Raw genomic sequence first — 19,182 nt, 5'->3', positions numbered from 1 at the left:
GATGGACTGTGTACGGCCGCATGCAATCTTCGGCAAAAAGGCACTTCGCAGGGAAAGATGAACACCTTATTCCGCGAAGTGCCTCTCTCTTTTAGAAGCTTCGCAGTGTTGACCGGAAGCCCTTACTTGGATTTCAATGAATTTTTGCAGGGAACAAACCTCCTGCAAGCCTCAGCGCGATTGATATTTCTAATGGCCCGGCCGATGAGTACAAGCGCGTCACCAATCTCGTTTTCTGCACTTTCAAATCGGTTCGCCGCTAAAAAATTCATCGCATCGCCCAGTTCCTTGATTGCAGCCCGCAGCTCATGGAGAGCACGAATTTTGGAACTCCCCATTTAAAATCCCCCTTTGTAAACAAGTAGTTTTTATCTCTCTATTAATAAATGCAATTGATAGAATCATTGAACCTGTTAAAAGAACCAATTTATCCAAAAACAAATAAGAGCCACCCCCTCTTACAGGAAGCGACTCTCATTTCTTTCATTTACTTGGGATGACTGTCAAAGAAATTCCAGATGATCGAGCTGGCTTTCGGCCCTGTCGGATCCGTATAGGTCCCGGCAGCGCTGCCCCCCGACCAGGCATGTCCCATTCCATTCACCATGATTTTTTCCATTACAACCGTTCCGTTCTGATCCTTGTAAAGGGAGTCTGTATAAGTTCTCCCGTTTGGCACGGACCGGTATGAAGTGACATCCGCCTGATCATCAATGTTGTTGTTATCCATTCCGTCGCTGGCCCGATCATTGGTTTGCGCCCATTGGGAGATAATCTGATTTCCATTGACGGGATTAACCGTGTAGTCGGCTGTCCCGTGAAAAACAATGGTTGGCACGACGCGCGCATATCCCCCCATCGCCTGATAAGCCAAATTCCCCTGTTGTACCGGGTCAGGCCCGCCATACAGCATGGCTGTCCCGGAGTATAACACGGAGGTCGCAGCCTTGTATTCCAGACCGGAACCAACACCAATCGCGGCAAAAACATCCGGGTAAGCCGCTCCCAAAATCACACTCATGGCTCCACCGGCAGACAAACCGGCCACATAAACACGCCGGCTGTCCACCGGATAATTGCTCTTGATCTTGTTGACCACTCCCACAATCGAGGCTGGTTCTCCCCGCCCCCGCGACTGATTGGACGAATCAAACCAATTCCAACATTTACTCAGATTCGCCGAAACGGGTTGTTCGGGATAGACCACAAAAAAGCGGTTCTGTTCGGCATACGCATTCATTTCCGTGCCCGCGGCAAAATCATCCGGGCTTTGCGTACAACCATGAAGCATCACGACAAGCGGCAAAGGAGTGGTGCCATCATAACCGGAGGGAATATACAATTTGTAAACACGTCCGTCAGGGGCCGTATCACGAATAAATTGCCCGGCGGAAAAAGCGGTTTTGGCAAATGTCGGGCCTCCCATCAAGACCGTCAACACCAGCAAAAGGAATACCCGGCGGAAAAAACGGTGTTTCTTTTCCATCTTGATCCTCCCCGAATTCAAAATTGACGCCAGATCACACCACCAACGAACAAAGCCCGTCCACCGCTTGCAAAATGTCAAACCAGTCCGGTCATCATGGAAAACACAATCACAACAGGAACCACCAACGTTTTGATTACCGTAATGGCAAAAATATCAGGGTAGGACTGGCGATGGGTTAACCCGCAGATCGCAAGCAATGTAATGACTGCACCGTTATGCGGCAATGAATCCATTCCGCCTGCGGCCATCGAGGCGATCCGGTGCAACAACTCCGGATCGATGCCGGCACTTTGGGCCCAGGCGAGATACTTTGCCCCCATCGTATCCAAGGCAATACTCATACCGCCCGATGCGGAACCGGTGATCCCCGCGAGTACATTGATCGACAACGCTTCTGAAATCAGCGGGCTGGTTTTCATCGTCAACAGAAAATCGGCCAACGACTTAAACCCAGGAAGGGAGGCGATCACATTGCCAAACCCGACTTCTGACGCCGTATTCATAATAGCCAGAAGAGAACCGGTTGCACCTGCCGTCAATGTCCTGGACAATCCGGGTTTCACAAGAACCTTGTCGGCCCCGACAGCAGATTTTCTCCGGTAATACCATTGCAGGACGATGGCAAAAGCGATGCCAAAAACCAGGGCAAGGATGAGAGCCCATACTCCCAATACCTGATCAATGTCCAATCCTTCATATTGTTTCAATAAAGTTTCCGGATACCATCCCGGCAATACAACATAAGTGAACAGCGCATTTCCTCCCAAAACCAAAATGAGCGGAATAACTGACAACCAGATGGCGGGAAGATTTTCATCCTCTGCTATTGCCGGCTCGTTCAACGTATGGTCACCATAGCCCTCACCGTTGGACATCAGTTTATTCTTCCGACGATGCAACCACCACAAGCCAATGACGGCGATCAGGAAAGCTCCTGTGATTCCGGTAATCGGGGCGGCAAAGGAAGTTGTCTTGAAATAAGATGTCGGTATAATATTTTGAATTTGAGGAGTGCCCGGAAGAGAATCCATTGTAAAAGTGAATGACCCCAACGTAATCGCAGCCGGAATCAAGCGTTTGGGAATGTCCGCCTCCCGAAACAGCGCGGCGGCAAACGGATAAACCGCAAAGGCGACGACAAACAAACTGACTCCGCCATATGTGAGAACTGCACAGGTTAAGACAACCGCCAAAATCGCCTGCCTGCCCCCAAAGCGGCGTGTTAATCCGCGAGCGATGGAACAGGCGGCCCCACTGTCATCCATGACCTTCCCGAAAATCGCCCCGAGGAGAAAAATGGGAAAATAGAGTTTTACATAAGCAACGGCTTTCACCATAAACACTTCCGTATAGGTCGGCAAAAGCGGGAGTCCGGATAATACAGCTGCCAACACAGCCAGCACGGGTGCAAATAAAATTACCGGATAGCCCCTGTACGCCAACAGCATGAGCAATCCAAGAGCCAGGAAAATTACCAACACTGCCATATCCTTTACCTCCTTCGATCCTGTCGAAGAATCCATTGAACTCCCTTGCTCATTTGCCATGCAATTTTGTTGCCAATCGTGAAAACCGTATATTTCGTCATTTTTTGTACACATTTTTGGAAAGATACCGCACCTGTTTCAGGCAAACTGCTTGCCTGATATCATCTCCCGCGTCCGAATTTTTGCACATCATTCCGGATTTGTGGAATGGGAACGCCAAAAAAATCACAAGGTCGGTAAAATTGGTTCAATCCATCGGTCTGATCTCAATCTTGTATTTTTTCACTTTTTGATAGAAACTCGATTTACTGATTCCCAACAGCCGGATCGCCCGGGCTCTGTCGCCGTTTGTCATTTTCAGCACTTGCCTGATCGTTTCTCTCTCGGTTTCTTCAATCGCATTTGCCAGCAGAAAACAGGGCCGCTCTCCCGTGCTTTCTTCAAAGAGGCGCACAGGCAAATGGCTCAACCGGATCATATCCTCCCTTTTCACATGAAGGGCCCGTTCCAGTACATTTTTCAATTCCCGGACATTTCCGGGCCAATGGTAGCGAATGAACACATCCAACACTTCTTGTTCCATCCCTGCTGCATACATGCCGGTCTCCTGAGATAACATTTGCAAAAGATGGCGCGCCAAAACGGGAATATCCTCCACCCTTTCCCGTAAAGGGGGAATATGAAGGGAAACCACATGAAGCCGGTAAAACAAATCCTGCCGAAACTCCCCGTTTTTCACCATCGACTCCAAATTCCGGTTACTGGCGGCAATGATCCGCACGTCCACTTTCATTGGATGCATGGCACCGATCCGCTCAATTTCCCTTTCCTGTAACACCCTCAATAACTTTGCCTGCATGACGGGGGAAAGCTCGCCGATCTCATCCAGAAAAATAGTCCCTTTGTGAGCGATTTCAAATTTCCCTTTTCTTCCCCCTTTCAATGCACCGGTAAAGGCGCCTTCTTCATAGCCGAACAGAATGGATTCCATCAGGGTGTCGGGAATCGCCGCACAATTGACCCTCACAAACGGGCCAAACTTCCGGTGGCTGTAATTATGAATCGCATGAGCAAACATTTCTTTTCCGGTTCCGCTCTCTCCACTGATCAATATGGTTGTATCACTTAAAGCCACCCGCTTGGCAATTTCCTTTACTTCCAAGATGTTCCGGCTGATCCCGATAATATCTTCAAAGCGATATTTGGCTCCCAGATTTTTCAGCAGTTCACCCTGATAATAATCGAGTTCTTTCTGCAACTGAATGACACGCGCCGATAGCGTATGCAATTCGCGCACATTTTGAAACATCACTTTTCCAACGACCGCAATTACTGTTCCGTCCTGGATAATGGGAATCCGATGGGCGATCATATTCCCGCCTTTGATCCGATGAACTTGTGCAAGTTCAGGTGTCTTGGTTTTGGCCACGATATGCATCCGGGTATTTTCTATCACTTCCGTGCAGTGTTTTCCAATCGCTTCGTCGACGTCGACTCCGAGAAAATCGGCATAAGTCCGGTTAAGCATAGTGATAAATCCATCTGGATCAGTAATGACAATCCCTTCGTACGCGCTGTCAAAAGCCTTCAGGATCAGATCTTTTGTCCGGCAACAGTCCCGGTATGATTCCAATAATTTTTTATATTCAGATTCTATATTTTGCATTTGAGTCGCCTCCTTTGGTTATTTTACCATGTTTGAAAGCATATTCTTATAATTTACTTATAATTCAATTTAATAAATATATAACATACCGATCTGCCATCCACAAAAAAAGGCTCATACTTTGCACTGAACGCAAAGCATGAACCCTTTTACTGACATGTATGATTAAATTCCAAATCGATCGCCGGACTGTCAAGGCTCTCGCTGCCTTTGACCGGAAGCAAGAGCCCTGACCTTCAATCCTGAATTCAGGTCAAATGACTTGGTTCCAATGCAGATGAGCGGTCATACGATATCACCGTATCACAAGACGAAAGGAGTGAAAGAAATGAAACGCGCAAAGCCTCCTGATGAGTTGTCCCAATCCCCACGGCCTGACCAGATCTCTCCATTCCAAGCAATCCGCGTTCCGGCGACCGGCAAAAAGAACGCGAATTTTGGGGTGACAATCGGTTTAAATTCACCGCTGCCGAAAAAAAGGTCGAATGGGTGCATTTCTTACGGGCCGGTTTCCATCTTCCTCAAGGGATTTCATCACTTTTCATTTAGAACCCAAATCCTCCGCCGACAAAGACGAAGATGGTCGCAATCACAAGGAGGAAGATTAACAGACTTCTCCAACCGAACCCAAAACCGCCATAACCGAATCCCATTTTTCCACCTCCCCCAATTCAAAGTCTGTATATCCTCTTCGGGGTTGAACAAGGGGAAAGTGCTTTTATCCTGCTGCAAAAAATTTTGGACTGGGATCTTCCCGGCCTGCTTCAATCTGACTCAGATCCTTCAAGGTCAGGCGGTCGAAAATGCATCTCCGTATTTTCCGGCATCGTAATTCAACCTTTCATCCAAACGCCCGAACAATACCCGGTGAAGGCGGACAAAATTCCCAAGAGATAACTGAGCCCGAGATACAGAAAAAATTTTTTCTTTTCTTGTTTGGCAACCATTTGCACACTTTCCCATTTCAATGTCGAAAAGGTGGTAAAAGCCCCCATGAAACCCGTACCAAAGAGGAGTTTCCAGGTTTCATTCAGCTTATGTCCCGTGATCCATCCCAGCAAAAAGGAACCGAGAAGATTGACCGTAATCGTGCCAACCGGAAACGAAGAATAACGGCGTGATATCCACCCGCTTAACAGAAAACGGCAAATGGCTCCCAAAAAACCTCCAATCACGACGAAAATGGAAGATATCACGATCTGGGCACCACCTCTGGTTCTTTCTCTCTTTCAGCAAGGTTTTTCCCGATTCGCCAGCCGCTCCAGGAGAAGAAAAGGCCGCCCACCAAGCTAAGCCACAAATAGGACAGAGCCATGATCCAAGCGTGATGTTGCATGAACGTGAGAAGTTCAACATTGAAAGTCGAGAACGTGGTAAACGAACCGATAAACCCTGTTGTGATCCCTGTTTTCAGCCAGGATGGCATCTTCGGAAAACGGGTGAACCATACCGAAAACACGCTCAGTAAAAACGAACCGGCCAAATTGATGAACAACGTTCCCAACGGAAACCCCCAGATCCACGCAGTCGGAATCCAGATTCCAAGCCAGTACCGGAGCAAGGCTCCCAGCATTCCCGTTGCCCCGATCGCTAGATAAACCATTCTCTTTCCCTCCCCGACATGTTTATGATCCCAAACTTTCCCGAAAAAAACAGACTCCTACCAGTATCCACACCGGTAGGAGTCATCAGCCTGATCGGCAATTATGGCGAACTCCATCGCCTATGTCATGAATTGGTTTTATTTTATCACACAGAACACCAAATGGTAAGATCCGCTTCAGGCTGAAACATCAAATTCGATCAGCAACTGCAACAAAAACCCCCGTGTTGCCGGGGGTTGATTTATGAAAACAAACGCGGGGCCGATCTCCCATCCTTACACAGAAGTATTGGAATGACTTGCCTCCGTTTTTTTCTTCTCTTTGCATTTTATATATTCTTCTCCCCATGCACACATTTGATCCAGCACAGGCTTCAGCGACCACCCAAATTCATTCAGTTCATAAACCACTTTGGGGGGAACCTGGTTAAAGACAATACGGTTAATCACACCATCTTCTTCCAATTCACGCAGTTATTGGGTCAACATTTTTTGCGTAATATTGGGCATGGCTTTTTTCAATTCACTCGTCCGCATCGGTCCATGGGTCAAATGGCACAGGATGACTGTTTTCCATTTTCCGCCGATCACTTCCAATGTGGCTTCAACCGGAATGTTATAGAATTTGTCTTCCTTTTTCATTGTGTTTCCCCCTTTTGCTTTCAGAATCAGATGGTTTAGTTCCAATATTACTCACAGGTATCTATATCACTTTCAGGTATCTATATTACCCGCAAGTACCTATATTACTTCAAAGTACGTACTTCCAAAATACAAGTATATGTTACATAATAAGTGCCATGGTTGTCGAGTAGATTTTTTCCAGCTTCCAAATTTGAAAATCCTAACACCTTTTTATCCCATCAATATATCCAAATTAAGCACGGAGGTATTTCTATGACCACGCATACTTTATCTCGTGGCAAAAGCAGCAGCAGGCAACGACAAAGCTTGCTTCCGTTGCTTGCCTTGGCCATCAGCGCTTTTGCCATCGGAACAACAGAATTCATCAGTGTAGGCTTGTTGCCGCCGATTTCAAAAGATCTGCATGTTCCGGTTACAACGGCCGGCCTCACTGTTTCCCTTTATGCCCTGGGAGTGGCTTTCGGAGCACCGATATTAACCTCCCTCACTTCGGCAATGTCAAGAAAAACACTGCTAATCTCGATCATGATCTTATTTGTGATCGGGAACACTCTGGCAGCCACAGCCGCAAACTTCGGCGTTTTGCTTATTGCCAGGGTGATTGCATCCTTTACTCATGGCGTATTTATGTCAATCGGTTCAACCATTGCCGCCGACTTGGTATCAGAGGACCGGCGTGCGAGCGCCATTGCGTTTATGTTCACCGGACTGACGGTCGCCACTGTGACAGGAGTTCCGTTTGGAACCTTTATCGGCCAAACCTTCAGCTGGCGGATCTCCTTTGCAGGAATTGCCATAATCGGACTGATTGCTCTCATTGCCAATGCGATCCTGATTCCTGGCCATCTTCGTCCGGGAACCAAAACAACCTTCCGTGATCAATTGAAACTGGTCACAAATGGCCGGCTGCTCCTTGTCTTTGTCATCACGGCTTTGGGTTATGGAGGAACCTTTGTTTCCTTCACTTATCTTTCTCCATTGTTGCAGGAAATCACGGGCTTTCACGCAAATACGGTCAGCATCATTTTGCTTGTCTACGGAGTCGCGATTGCGATCGGAAACATCATCGGCGGCAAACTGTCAAATCATAATCCTGTCAAAGCCCTGTTTTATATGTTCATGATCCAAACACTCGTCCTGTTTGCCCTGACTTTTACTGCACCTTTTAAAATAACGGGACTCATTACGATCATATTCATGGGACTGTTCGCTTTTATGAACGTTCCCGGACTCCAGCTTTATGTTGTTCAACTGGCTGAAAAATACGTTCCTTCCGCAGTGGACGTGGCTTCATCAATCAATATCGCGGCCTTTAATGCGGGAATCGCGATCGGCTCCTGGCTGGGAGGAATCGTTACCAGTTCAATGGGGTTGATTCATACTTCCTGGGTCGGTGCAGCCATGGTCGCAGGAGCCGTGATCCTGACTGGTTGGAGCATGGCTTTGGAACGAAAAAAACAGGCTTGACATCATGACCGGGAAAGGAGGTGTTAATATGGGTTTTTCTGCATTGCGGAAAATGATTCCCGCCAATCGCTTAACACTTGGCGTTGAGCTTCCCTTGGATACCGATTGGTCCCCGGAAGGGCTCAAACAGGCGAAAAAAGAAGGACGTCCCTTTGGCGTCCCGAATATGGAAAGACACGCGGAATTTGCCCGCCTGGTGGACCGGCTCGGTTTCAAATCCATGTGGATCAGGGATGTTCCTTTTTTCGATCCCCACCGTTTCGGTGATGCAGCTCAACTGTTTGATCCCTTTGCATATTTGGGGTATTTGGCAGCCATCACGCATGATGTGATTTTGGCGACCGGAGCGATTGTCCTCCCGTTGCGGCATCCCTATCACGTAGCCAAAGCCGCAGCCACAGTCGACCAGCTCTCCGGCGGACGGTTCGTGATGGGAATCGCAACGGGGGATCGCCCTGTGGAATTCCCGATTTTCGGAGTGGATGCCGATCAAAAAGGAGCCATTCTGCGGGAACATGTAGAGTTAATCAAGGAAGCCTGGAACAAAGACCACATGTTGTTTGACAACCAACTTGATCTTCTCCCCAAGCCGGTTCAGCCTGAAATTCCAATCGTCATGGCAGGCCGGGGAACACAGACGCTGGAATGGATTGTTCAGCATTTGGATGGCTGGTTCAATTATCCCAGAGGAGTCGCCTCGACAGAACTTCAGATCGAGGAGTGGGAAAAAGTGCATGAAAAGCTCGGGATAACTGAACGCAAGCCCTATATTTCAGCATATCATTTAGATCTTCATGAACATCCCTACCACCCGGCCAAACCGTTTAAATTCGGAGCCACAATCGGACGAAATGAATTGATCCGGCATCTAAAAAGACTGGAGGAGATCGGAGTCAATCATATCGCTTTGCATTTTCGTCACTCACAGCGTCCGATCCCGGAAGTGCTCCATGAGTTGGCAGAATATGTTTTGCCTGAGTTTAACCATACCGGAAACGATTGAATGAATGTTTGAAAACGCCTTGTAAAACACAACCTGGAGATGTAAATCTCATTCGCTGCACTTGGCAGCATGAGCGCAATCCGAACAAATAAAAACAGAGTAAAGGGGACTGAAAAATATGGATCTGTTTTTAAAAGGAAAAAGAGTTCTCGTTACCGGTTCCACATCCGGGATCGGGAAAGCGATTGCCAAGCTGCTTGCTTCCGAAGGGTGTACTGTCCTGATCAATGGGAGAACGGAAGAAAAAGTGCAACAAACCATGCAGGAAATTCGGGCTTCACATCCTCAGGCATCGCTCGAACCGGCCGTGGCAGACCTCAGTTCGGCAACTGGAAGTGATAAGATCACCGGAAAATACCCGGAAATCGATATTTTAATCAACAATATGGGGATCTTTGAGCCCGCAGATTTTTTTGAAACGGCCGATGAGCAATGGCAGAAGATGTTTGAAACCAACATTATGAGCGGAATTCGATTGTCCCGTCACTATCTCAAAGGCATGCTGGAGCGAAATGAAGGAAAAATTCTCTTCATATCCAGTGAAGCAGCCATCATGCCTTCGCCTGAAATGGCCCATTACAGCGCGACGAAAACCATGCAACTGTCGATTTCCCGAAGTCTGGCTGAACTGACAAGAGGAACAAAAGTGACTGTCAATACGGTCATGCCCGGGTCCACGTTAACAGAAGGAGTAGAAGAACACATCAAAAAACTCTACAAGGGAGAATCGATGACATTGGAAGAAGCGGAGCGGCGGTTCATGAGTGAACACCGGCCAAGCTCCTTAATTCAACGACTGATTCGTCCGGAAGAAATCGCGTCTTTTGTCGCTTTCCTTTGCAGTCCCCGATCCTCCGCCATCAATGGTGCTTCGCTCAGAATCGATGGCGGGCTGGTTCACACCATTTTTTAATGAATGAAGTCCACCCCGAAGGCCTGTAAACTTCCGATCACGCAAAATACAAGAAGTTTACGAGCTTCCCCCAAATCAATCACATCTGTCAAATCAATGGCATAAAATTCTTGTTTGCATACGAAGTTTCCCGCTCCGGCGGGGCTTTTTTTATGGTTGTTGGTGAAACCTCTTCCAACTGGCATGGGGTATAATGGAACCAATCCATCATATAAGCTTGGAGGTTCACACAGTGAAACAAATTCCTTTCCAGCAGGTTGATGTGTTTTCGTCCGTTCCGTTCAAAGGAAATCCGGTTGCGGTCATTCTTGACGGCAATGGGCTGTCTGACGAACAAATGCAGTCGATTGCCAATTGGACCAATTTGTCGGAAACCACCTTCGTCTGCGAGCCGACAGATCCCCGGGCTGACTATCGGCTGCGAATTTTCTCCCCCCAAAGCGAACTTCCCTTTGCCGGTCATCCCACGATCGGATCGGCTTATGCCGTGTTGAAGCATGGTTTGAAACCCAAAAACACAGGGCGCCTGATCCAGGAATGCGGCAAAGGTTTAATCTCTATTTTCATGGATGAAAATCGCTTGTTTCTCACTTTGCCCAATCCTGTACTTAAGGAAATCACGAATGTGGATCAGACTGAGCTGGCAAATGCGATCGGCGTCTCTCCGGACTGTGTGCGTGCCAGTGCAATCGTCGATGTGGGAGTGGTGTGGATTACGCTGCAATTAACCGATTCAAACCTGCTCCGTCGCCTGCAACCTCAAATGGAGCGGATTGCTGCGCTGACACCGCCCGGAGCCGCCGGCATAACGGTGTTCGGCCTGACGCCGTCCGGAGAAGAAACGCAGATTGAGGTACGCTCCTTTGCACCGGGTGAAGGCGTTCCGGAAGACCCCGTATGCGGCAGCGGCAATGGTTGTGTGGCTGCTCTCGCAAGGGAATTTAAATTATTGGACAAACCGGGTTACATCGCTTCCCAAGGCCGCTGTGTCGGACGTGACGGCCGGGTTGAAGTGCGATTCCACGATGACGGCACGATTTTGCTGGGAGGACACGCAGTCACATGTATAGAAGGAAAGCTAATCCTATAAAGTATTGCAGGTGAAAAGGATGAGAGTGGCGGTCGGTTCAAAAAACAGTACGAAAGTGGGAGCAGTCGAACAAGCATTACAAAATCTGAATGCCGTTATTCTGTCTGTATCCGTGCCTTCAGGTGTCTCAAATCAACCCTTATCCGATGAAGAAACCCTTCAAGGCGCGATAAACCGTGCCGAAAATGCCAGAAAAGAGATGGACGCAGACATCGGAGTCGGTTTGGAAGGGGGAGTTGCAGAAACAGCTCACGGCTTATTTCTATGTAATTGGGGAGCACTGACTGACCGGAACGGCATTCGGGTGATGGCGGGCGGAGCCAGGATCAAGCTCCCGGATGAATTTCTCATTCCATTGAAAGAAGGAAAAGAACTAAGCATCATCATGGAGCAGTATACAAAACAAAAGAACATCGGAACCACGTTGGGGGCTGTCGGAGTTTTTACCAACGGATATGTGGAACGTCAGGAAATGTTTCTCCATGTATCAAAATTGCTGATCGGGCAATATTTATTTCAAACCGGGAAAGAACGGCATGAAGACGACATCTGAGGAGGAATCTCAGATCGAGGTCTATTGACAGCAACCTGTATCATCCCCCAAAAGACGGAGAGGTTCATGGTTTTCGATCTTGCCCTCACGCTTTTGGGGCGAGATGTTTCCAAAACTCTATCCAGATGAGCAACAAGAGCGTTTGCCATAACGTCTCCGGAAATGATAAAAAAGGTTCTTACTCGCCGTTTGGTTGCGAAGTAAGAACCTTTATTTTTCGTCTGATCACCACCGGCCATCCCGGCTGTTACAAGATATATTCAAAAAGGCAACTGTCAGCTTCGTAGAAATTCCGTCACCTTTTTATGCTGATCAATCGTCATCTCCTTCAAATAAATCTTCCAGAAAACCATCGCCCTGGTCATCATCATCTCCTTCAAACAGGTCTTCCAAAAACCCATCATTCCGGTCATCATCATCGTCGTCATCGTCATCGTCATCATCCAGCACTTCATTTAAAATCATACCGCCAATCACCCCGGCAGCAAATCCGCCAATCGCTCCAGCCATCCCTGAACCGTGCTTTTCATGGAAGTGATGTTCATGGCCGGGATATTCGTGCCCGTAATGATGGTCATAACTGATATAGTTGGAATTTTGATGATAGACCATTTCATTTAATACGGCTTGCAGATGGTTAACCAGAGACGGAATCGATTGTAACTGATCATTTGAAAGATAAATTTCACGTTTGATCTCTTTCTCATGACCATATGAAAGCAAATCTAATTCGAGCAACAAACGAACACCATCGGGCAAAATTACCGGAACAAACTCTAATTCTTCCACCTGGCCTTGTAAGTAACCTGCCGGGAAAAATTCAAACTCTTGAACATGACCATCAAATTTCCGCGAATCATGCTTCTCCCGAAATCCCAGCTGATCGAGGGCAATTAACACTTGTTGCAGCTTTTGAGGAGGAAGGATTTCAATATAATCACGATCTGTTTGATCCACCCCACCCTCAATGTCCAATTCAGTATGGAAAAAATACGTCACGTAATTTCCGGAAACCAAGAGATCGTATGGCAGTTGATATTGAAATGGAAACTCCTTGTATTCTCCCGGATGAATAGTAAAGGATTGATAAAATGGGATGGAGGTAACATTCAGGTTATGGTCTGACTCGCCAAAACGAATTACTCCCATCAGCCGGACATCGATTTTATTCACTTTTTGTTCCACTTCTCCGCCGCGGATCGTCAGTTTCCCTTCCACAACATCTCCCAACTGGAACTGATTTCGATCCAATACCAAATCGACTTTAGCGGCCCCCTTGCCAAATCGGGCCATTAATTCCTTGAACATGGTTAATTATCCCCTTCATTATAAAAATCCAGTTCTTTCAACCGCATCCGGAACAAACAAAGATTAGTGAGCCCAACAACCTTTTACATCACTACGGTGACGACCACTGGCTTTTGCAGATGCCTCCGAATAAAAATAAATTAAGTTATCAGGTTTGATATCTTTTACGACATAACAGTCGGCCGGGTGATAAACATCACTATTTTTACTTGCGGCAAATACGTTTCTTGTCGCTTCAGGATGGAAGCCATCTTTCCGGACATATCCATCCCACTGCCAAATTCCCACTTTCTTATTTCGAGCCTGTTGTTCAAATTCCTCGTACTCTTTGGCATATTTTGTATTAGGTTTGTATACATAAGCAACCCGGGCAAAACCGTTTTTCAACAGCTCTTCCTGTACTGATTTGCCATCCGCGTATACATAAGCAAGGAAACGACCATAATTATCCCGAGTCGACTGGTCTTTTTCCAACTCAATTTTTTTGGCATGTTTGATCATCTGTTCGGTAAATTCTTTCGCCTCATCTCCCAGAGGTTGTTTCCCCAAACGATCATTATGCGTTTCAGGGGCATCGACCAACAAGAATCGGACCGTATCTTCTTTTCCTTTCATTCTTACTTTAATCGTGTCCCCATCAATTACTTGTACCGAACTTGCCGGAATTTCCACCTTGTCATCTTTGCTGCATCCACTCAGAAGAAAAATAAGTACGGCAGATAGGAAAATAGATATAATTTTACTACTTCCCTTCCACATATTCAATCCCCTTTCTGCGGTAAATTCATCCAACGATAATTATACTAAACTAACTTTTTTTATGAAAACGATCACTCGATTGTCACATTATTGTCAAAAAATCTTAAGGGATAGTTTAATTTTAATCAATTCCGCGTTATGCCATCTGAATTCGCCCCATTTCCACCATCCGATTTTTGAGTACAAAGCTGTACGTCTTATATTTAAGGCTGTTCCGAATTATGAAAAGCACCCCTCATTCAAACATAAACCGGAAACGGTCACTCTCAAGAAAATTCAGCGCGGCGTTTAAAAGCGGATGAAAAATCCCCGGAGGTCGTGCTTATTCGGACACATTTCGAGACACGTTTCCAACCATTTTCTATACGTACATGGACACAAATTCGTTACACCTTACGAATAACTATAATGAAGCGCAAACCATAACCATTTCCCAAAAACCAAACACGCTACCTGCAAAGGGTAGCTCTTTTACTATGATTAATCAAACTCTTCTGTGTTAAATCTTATTTCTGACAAATATGTGAATATGCGTAGAAAAGATGTTCCCTCTCCGAATGAATTTGTAGTGATGAAAAAGGAGAGGGAATTTCTATGACCAATCTTAAACCCCGCCTATGGGTTCTGACACTTACCATTTCCTTGATATGCCTGGGAATTGCAAGCGTTTGGACAGAAAATGCAGAAGGAAAGGAACCGGTAAAACCGAAAAAAGCTGAAATAAAATTTAACATCGGTTCCAATACGCTTTCCTATTATCCGTTTCCGATTCGTTCGGCGGAGATCTACCGATTGCCCAAACCGGCGGATTTGATTCCGAAGCACACGGCATTTGATCAAGACGGGATTCCCATGTACCAGGATAAAGAGGGAAAACCCTTATATAATCATCCGGTTCGTCTGGCCAATAACATCATCAATTTCATCACCAGTTACCAAATGACGAAGGATGAACGGTATCTCCGGGAAGCCCAAAAGTACGCGAAGCGTTTGTCGGACATTGCGGTGGAAAAGGATGGAGCCCTTTATTTCCCCTATGATTTCGATGTTTATCTTCATAACATTCCGACGGAGCACCTAAAACCCCGTTGGTATTCAGGAATGGCCCAAGGACAAGCCTTATCTGCTTTTGTCCGCTTATATCAGATCACCCATGATCCCCAATACCGGATCCTCGCAGACAAAACCTATCTCAGTTTCGCGCAGCTGAGATCGAAAAACCATCCCTGGTGGGTGACCATGGCCGACAAAAATGGGCATTACTGGATTGAAGAGTATCCGATGGAGAAACCCACACATGTCTTAAACGGCTTCATCTTTGCCGCCTATGGCTTGTACGACTATTACCAATTGACGAAGAAGGAAGAAGCCAAAGTCCTGTTGCAGGCAGCCATCACGACGGTGTACGACAACATTGATCGTTATCGCGTCCCGGATGATGCCAGTCGCTATGGCCTCAAACTCACCCATCAGTCCATGCACTATCACATGGTTCATATTGAACAGTTGGAGACGTTGTATCAGATGACGGGTGACCCGTATTTTCATCAGATGAGTCAAACCTTCCATCATGATTGGTACGGCTGGCCCGCCAAATTCAAACGGCAGGTAAACAAAGTGAAAACGGCCTTTGAGTGAAAGGGATCATCCTGATAAGGAAGAAAGTGCATAATCTGCTCTGCTGTGTCATCACTGAATTCTCCCGTAACTAAATAAATTAAAGTATGTTATTTTATCACATATTGATAATCAAATTAAAGCATGTTATTTTATTTCTGTACCATTTCTTTGCAAACATAAATATACTTATATATCTCGGTAGGAGGTACACAACATGAGCAAAATTGCTGCACTAGTTACCGACTTATTCGAGGATGTTGAATTCACCGAGCCGGCAAAAGCTTACCAAGATGCCGGACACCAAGTTACCGTGATTGAAGAGAAAAAGGGAAAAACGGTATCCGGCAAACATGGGTACAAATTGTCCGTCGATGCCGGTATTGATGAAGTAAAACCAGAGGATTTTGACGCACTATTCATCCCTGGTGGATTTTCTCCTGACTTGCTGCGTGCTGACGACCGCTTCGTCGCATTTGCAAAGAAATTCATGGATGACAAAAAACCTGTCTTTACCATTTGCCACGGTCCACAGTTATTAATTACAGCCGAAACCTTGAAGGATCGTGACGTAACCGGGTACAAGTCCATCCAAGTGGACCTGAAAAATGCCGGTGCCAACTTCCACGATAAAGAAGTGGTTGTTTGTCAAAACCAGCTGGTGACCAGCCGGACTCCGGATGATATCCCGGCCTTTATCCGTGAATCCTTAAAACTTCTTTAATATGAGACGATCAAGCAGCCTTTAACTACCAGAGGCTGCTTTTCTATTTGAAGTGGTTTATTCGTGTCATCAGCGGACGTGGCTTTGATCGATCAGGATTTTACAGAAGATATGGCATAAACAGCGAGCAGATACTTCCTTGTCATTCAAGACAGGGAAGTGTTTTTTTAACTGGCCATAAATCCCCTGGCGTGTAATTGGTTTGCCTTTGTACGGCTTTTTTACTACGTTGCTATTCAAACTTGAATAATCAGCTTCATTAAGTTAAAATACATAGTGTTTTATATTCAAATTTGAATAGATATCGGGAGGTGTTAACCATATCCACTGTTAGATTACTCGTGTTAGGTTCCATTTTGCGAAGAGGAATTAGTCATGGTTATGCAGTTTTAAGTGATATCACTTCTTGGCATGCCGATACTTGGACCAACGTAAAGCCCGGGTCTGTTTATCATGCCTTGAACAAGCTCGAATCGCAGGGGATGATAAAGTCCATTAATTCTGAGGTCAATGTAAAACTGGGTCCATCACGAAAGGAATACACCGTAACCAAAAAGGGTGAAACCGAATTTGAAGCATTGCTTGAATCGGCACTTGTAAGCATTGACATTCAGCAGCTTTCAGCGGGAGTTGCTTTTATGGATATGCTACCACGGCAAAAAGTGATTGCTCTCTTACAGCAACGCCGTATTGAAATAGAAAGATCGATTGGTTTCCTGAAGAGTTTGCCAACGGAAGAGCGTCCATCCGAACCTTCCATGCATCCTGAACTTGTAGGCATTTGGGTTGGTTATGTTGAGAATGAATTGGCAACGACAGAAAGAATATTGGCCCATGTACAAGCGGGGAAATATGTGTTCAAATCCGAGGAGGAAAAATGATGAAACAGGTGGATTTTGAAGCATTTCTGATGGGTTTGCCCAATGTTCAACGAGAAGAGAACTTCGGATATTCATTGTTTTTCGTCGGCGACGATCGCAGCCTGCCGTTTACAACCATTATCGATTCAGACAATGACTACGACAATGTTTCCAATCTCAATCGAAAAGATGTATTTCGCCTCAACATAGGAGTAAGCAAAGAGACATTCAACAAGCTCATTACCGGTCCGTTGGACGGGGACATCGATTATTCGGTGCTGAACGTGTTTTTACCGCATCCTCACTATTCACGCCAACATTTTGTGTGCATCCTTAATCCGGACGGAGAGAATGTGGAAAAAACAAAACAACTGATTGCAGAGGCACATTTAATTGCGGAAGAACGGCTTCGGCGTAAAATGGAATCAATTTAGTTATAATTAGATCTCCCCAAGAAATAAAAAACAAGTTCTTTTACAAAAATTTAGTATGCATCAGAACTATTCGCTCTGTTCCTCTGTGTCTTAATGAAAAATTGTTCCGAACAGGTAAAAATGATTCAATTCGGTTTTAGCAGCTTAAATCACCGAATTCTTTCCCTCCCAAAGCGAACCGAAAATGGGCATCATTTTTGTCTTTGCAAATAGCAAGGAGCCGCACTCCTTAAAATGCGGCTCCTATGCGCCATGATTATGAGTAAATCATTAATCATCCGTTCTTGTATATAAATCGTTGATAAAATCAGTAAACGTTTGTCTTACGATTTTAACCCGATTCAAGTTAAATTCTTTTCCGTCGAAAATCTCTGAAAGAGTATCATCTGAAGAAAACCAAATGATAATCGGGTTTTCGTTACCTTGAGGATAATAAAAACAGTAACGTTCCAATGCTGAATCAAACCCGAAAGGCACGATCAATCCCAATTTCTTATACTCTTCTTCGCCTGCATACAATTCCTCTACCTCATCGACTATTTCCTCCAAATCAAAGAAGTCATCAAAATGAAAGGATTCATCATTAATCAGAATATGAACATGTCCGCTTTTGGGTCGGCTGTATAGCTTAACCCAATCTTTATAATCTTGTGAAAAGCGTATGCCAATTTTTACTTCAACCCGGGAAAAAGCCTCTAAAGCTGTTTCTTTATCTCGTTTTATCCATTCTACCATATGTCAATCCCGCTTCTTTCCTGCTTACTTATTGTTAATCTGTGCGTTGTACCTCTCATAGGTGATTCCTCCTATGGAAGCGAGTTAAATATTTTATCCAGCTCATTCCAATTGGCCGTTATCCACAGGATCTCATGAACAAAACGCATGGCAGAACCCGGACGCTCTTCCATCTCCGGCCTAATCCATTTGGCTGATTCACGACACCAAAGCAGTTTAAACGCCCGAACCAAATCATTTCCCTGAAAAGCAATATATTCATTGTAACCATTTAAAAAAGCCGAAACGGCATCCAAACGCATTTTGTCTTCTTTCAATGCGCATGACAGAATGGCTCGCGAAAGATCCAGTTCCGGATAGATGACCGTTATCCGATCAAAATCAAGAACGGCCGATACACGATCAGGAGAAAAAAGCAAATTGTCCACGAATAAATCCGAATGGGCCCAACCAACCGGACAATCATGAAAACGATCTAACTCAAGCTGATCGATGATGGTTCTCTGGCTATTAATCGCCTGGAGCACGCGATCCGGACGCTTCTCCAATCGTGCCCTGTCCCGATTCCTGTTCCATGCTTCGCAAATCTTTTCATAACTTGGCTTCCACCCAGGCGGCTGCGCAGGAAGGACTTGCAGTTTTTTGTGCATTTTCCCTGTCACTTTTCCCAGATGATACATTTGATCCATATTCACTTCTCCCGGTTTTACCACTTCTCCTTCACAGTAAGGAGTTAAGCAGTAACACACATCACAATCGGTTTTAATCAAATGGGACTCTTCATATTGAAAGGGTTTGGGACAAGGGATGTATAATGACCCCATACGCT

The 19,182-nt window shown here is 45.8% G+C and carries 19 protein-coding genes, 1 pseudogene and 1 riboswitch; of the genes and pseudogenes, 9 read left to right on the top strand and 11 right to left on the bottom strand.

Annotated features, from left to right (window positions below):
* Positions 1-122: 122 nt before the first annotated feature.
* From JG50_RS0104960 to JG50_RS18095, 7 genes and pseudogenes are all read right to left on the bottom strand, one after another.
* A complete protein-coding gene (locus JG50_RS0104960) occupies positions 123-338 on the bottom strand; it encodes a hypothetical protein (RefSeq protein WP_033100013.1) in 216 nt (71 codons plus the stop codon).
* Between the two features lie 149 nt (positions 339-487).
* Entirely contained in the window at positions 488-1,486 is a 999-nt protein-coding gene (locus JG50_RS0104955) for an extracellular catalytic domain type 1 short-chain-length polyhydroxyalkanoate depolymerase (RefSeq protein WP_033100012.1), read from the bottom strand.
* A 77-nt stretch (positions 1,487-1,563) separates the two neighbouring features.
* Entirely contained in the window at positions 1,564-2,976 is a 1,413-nt protein-coding gene (locus JG50_RS0104950) for a GntP family permease (protein WP_033100011.1), read from the bottom strand.
* A 247-nt stretch (positions 2,977-3,223) separates the two neighbouring features.
* Positions 3,224-4,642 (bottom strand): sigma-54 interaction domain-containing protein, encoded by a 1,419-nt coding sequence (locus JG50_RS0104945; RefSeq protein WP_081943722.1) that lies wholly within the window; start codon positions 4,640-4,642, stop codon positions 3,224-3,226.
* An 833-nt stretch (positions 4,643-5,475) separates the two neighbouring features.
* Positions 5,476-5,838 carry a fluoride efflux transporter CrcB gene (gene crcB, locus JG50_RS0104935; protein ID WP_033100009.1) on the bottom strand — a complete coding sequence of 121 codons (363 nt, stop codon included), beginning with the start codon at positions 5,836-5,838 and terminating at the stop codon, positions 5,476-5,478.
* Positions 5,835-6,245, bottom strand: coding sequence for a fluoride efflux transporter CrcB (gene crcB / locus JG50_RS0104930; protein WP_033100008.1), 411 nt, complete (start codon positions 6,243-6,245; stop codon positions 5,835-5,837). The genes crcB (JG50_RS0104935) and crcB (JG50_RS0104930) overlap by 4 nt, the downstream gene beginning before the upstream one ends.
* Before the next feature lie 69 nt (positions 6,246-6,314).
* A riboswitch (Fluoride riboswitch) is annotated at positions 6,315-6,375 on the bottom strand.
* 146 nt (positions 6,376-6,521) lie between these two features.
* A pseudogene (locus JG50_RS18095) lies at positions 6,522-6,887 on the bottom strand (winged helix-turn-helix transcriptional regulator).
* A gap of 255 nt (positions 6,888-7,142) precedes the next feature.
* Between JG50_RS18095 and JG50_RS0104920 the strand changes: the two are divergent.
* From JG50_RS0104920 to JG50_RS0104895, 5 genes are all read left to right on the top strand, one after another.
* On the top strand, positions 7,143-8,357 hold the full coding sequence (locus tag JG50_RS0104920; protein WP_033100007.1) for an MFS transporter: 1,215 nt from the start codon (positions 7,143-7,145) through the stop codon (positions 8,355-8,357).
* A gap of 28 nt (positions 8,358-8,385) precedes the next feature.
* On the top strand, positions 8,386-9,360 hold the full coding sequence (locus JG50_RS0104915; protein WP_033100006.1) for an LLM class oxidoreductase: 975 nt from the start codon (positions 8,386-8,388) through the stop codon (positions 9,358-9,360).
* 118 nt (positions 9,361-9,478) lie between these two features.
* Positions 9,479-10,273 carry an SDR family NAD(P)-dependent oxidoreductase gene (locus JG50_RS0104910; RefSeq protein ID WP_033100005.1) on the top strand — a complete coding sequence of 265 codons (795 nt, stop codon included), beginning with the start codon at positions 9,479-9,481 and terminating at the stop codon, positions 10,271-10,273.
* Between the two features lie 232 nt (positions 10,274-10,505).
* Positions 10,506-11,363, top strand: coding sequence for a PhzF family phenazine biosynthesis protein (locus JG50_RS0104900; protein WP_033100003.1), 858 nt, complete (start codon positions 10,506-10,508; stop codon positions 11,361-11,363).
* Between the two features lie 19 nt (positions 11,364-11,382).
* Positions 11,383-11,916 (top strand): DUF84 family protein, encoded by a 534-nt coding sequence (locus JG50_RS0104895; RefSeq protein ID WP_033100002.1) that lies wholly within the window; start codon positions 11,383-11,385, stop codon positions 11,914-11,916.
* A gap of 312 nt (positions 11,917-12,228) precedes the next feature.
* Here JG50_RS0104895 and JG50_RS0104890 read toward each other — a convergent pair whose 3' ends face one another.
* The gene (locus tag JG50_RS0104890) at positions 12,229-13,224 is read right to left on the bottom strand and encodes a sporulation protein (protein ID WP_033100001.1); all 996 of its coding nucleotides are present in this window, start codon (positions 13,222-13,224) and stop codon (positions 12,229-12,231) included.
* A gap of 63 nt (positions 13,225-13,287) precedes the next feature.
* Positions 13,288-13,983 carry a thermonuclease family protein gene (locus tag JG50_RS0104885; RefSeq protein WP_081943720.1) on the bottom strand — a complete coding sequence of 232 codons (696 nt, stop codon included), beginning with the start codon at positions 13,981-13,983 and terminating at the stop codon, positions 13,288-13,290.
* A 594-nt stretch (positions 13,984-14,577) separates the two neighbouring features.
* Between JG50_RS0104885 and JG50_RS0104880 the strand changes: the two genes are divergently transcribed.
* The 4 genes from JG50_RS0104880 to JG50_RS0104865 all read left to right on the top strand — a co-directional run bounded on the left by JG50_RS0104880 (position 14,578) and on the right by JG50_RS0104865 (position 17,618).
* Positions 14,578-15,621 carry a D-glucuronyl C5-epimerase family protein gene (locus JG50_RS0104880; protein WP_033100000.1) on the top strand — a complete coding sequence of 348 codons (1,044 nt, stop codon included), beginning with the start codon at positions 14,578-14,580 and terminating at the stop codon, positions 15,619-15,621.
* Positions 15,622-15,817: 196 nt separating this feature from the next.
* Positions 15,818-16,324 carry a type 1 glutamine amidotransferase domain-containing protein gene (locus JG50_RS0104875; RefSeq protein ID WP_033099999.1) on the top strand — a complete coding sequence of 169 codons (507 nt, stop codon included), beginning with the start codon at positions 15,818-15,820 and terminating at the stop codon, positions 16,322-16,324.
* A gap of 311 nt (positions 16,325-16,635) precedes the next feature.
* Positions 16,636-17,205: a PadR family transcriptional regulator gene (locus tag JG50_RS0104870; protein ID WP_160173811.1), complete on the top strand. Its 570-nt coding sequence runs from the start codon at positions 16,636-16,638 to the stop codon at positions 17,203-17,205.
* Positions 17,205-17,618 (top strand): DUF6194 family protein, encoded by a 414-nt coding sequence (locus JG50_RS0104865; RefSeq protein WP_052154009.1) that lies wholly within the window; start codon positions 17,205-17,207, stop codon positions 17,616-17,618. Before JG50_RS0104870 ends, JG50_RS0104865 begins: the two co-directional genes overlap by 1 nt.
* A 270-nt stretch (positions 17,619-17,888) precedes the next feature.
* On the opposite strand, the gene JG50_RS0104860 is transcribed toward JG50_RS0104865, so the two are convergent.
* Positions 17,889-18,353, bottom strand: a complete 465-nt coding sequence (locus JG50_RS0104860; RefSeq protein WP_033099998.1) for an SMI1/KNR4 family protein — start codon at positions 18,351-18,353, stop codon at positions 17,889-17,891.
* Positions 18,354-18,424: 71 nt separating this feature from the next.
* Positions 18,425-19,182: phosphotransferase (locus JG50_RS0104855; RefSeq protein ID WP_152568485.1), on the bottom strand; the 758-nt coding region annotated here is incomplete at its 5' end.

The organism is Thermoactinomyces daqus (genome assembly GCF_000763315.1).
Taxonomy (GTDB): Bacteria; Bacillota; Bacilli; order Thermoactinomycetales; family Thermoactinomycetaceae; genus Thermoactinomyces_A; species Thermoactinomyces_A daqus.
This window is presented reverse-complemented; position numbering and strand designations above follow the sequence as displayed.

Bases quoted from the DNA above. Each gene is read 5' to 3' on its own strand.
- JG50_RS0104895 (WP_033100002.1), top strand. From the start codon at position 11,383: ATGAGAGTGGCGGTCGGTTCAAAAAACAGTACGAAAGTGGGAGCAGTC.
- JG50_RS0104885 (WP_081943720.1), bottom strand. From the start codon at position 13,983: ATGTGGAAGGGAAGTAGTAAAATTATATCTATTTTCCTATCTGCCGTA.
- JG50_RS0104945 (WP_081943722.1), bottom strand. From the start codon at position 4,642: ATGCAAAATATAGAATCTGAATATAAAAAATTATTGGAATCATACCGG.
- JG50_RS0104920 (WP_033100007.1), top strand. From the start codon at position 7,143: ATGACCACGCATACTTTATCTCGTGGCAAAAGCAGCAGCAGGCAACGA.
- JG50_RS0104960 (WP_033100013.1), bottom strand. From the start codon at position 338: ATGGGGAGTTCCAAAATTCGTGCTCTCCATGAGCTGCGGGCTGCAATC.
- JG50_RS0104955 (WP_033100012.1), bottom strand. From the start codon at position 1,486: ATGGAAAAGAAACACCGTTTTTTCCGCCGGGTATTCCTTTTGCTGGTG.
- JG50_RS0104950 (WP_033100011.1), bottom strand. From the start codon at position 2,976: ATGGCAGTGTTGGTAATTTTCCTGGCTCTTGGATTGCTCATGCTGTTG.
- JG50_RS0104875 (WP_033099999.1), top strand. From the start codon at position 15,818: ATGAGCAAAATTGCTGCACTAGTTACCGACTTATTCGAGGATGTTGAA.
- JG50_RS0104890 (WP_033100001.1), bottom strand. From the start codon at position 13,224: ATGTTCAAGGAATTAATGGCCCGATTTGGCAAGGGGGCCGCTAAAGTC.
- crcB (WP_033100008.1), bottom strand. From the start codon at position 6,245: ATGGTTTATCTAGCGATCGGGGCAACGGGAATGCTGGGAGCCTTGCTC.
- JG50_RS0104915 (WP_033100006.1), top strand. From the start codon at position 8,386: ATGGGTTTTTCTGCATTGCGGAAAATGATTCCCGCCAATCGCTTAACA.
- JG50_RS0104910 (WP_033100005.1), top strand. From the start codon at position 9,479: ATGGATCTGTTTTTAAAAGGAAAAAGAGTTCTCGTTACCGGTTCCACA.
- JG50_RS0104880 (WP_033100000.1), top strand. From the start codon at position 14,578: ATGACCAATCTTAAACCCCGCCTATGGGTTCTGACACTTACCATTTCC.
- JG50_RS0104865 (WP_052154009.1), top strand. From the start codon at position 17,205: ATGAAACAGGTGGATTTTGAAGCATTTCTGATGGGTTTGCCCAATGTT.
- JG50_RS0104860 (WP_033099998.1), bottom strand. From the start codon at position 18,353: ATGGTAGAATGGATAAAACGAGATAAAGAAACAGCTTTAGAGGCTTTT.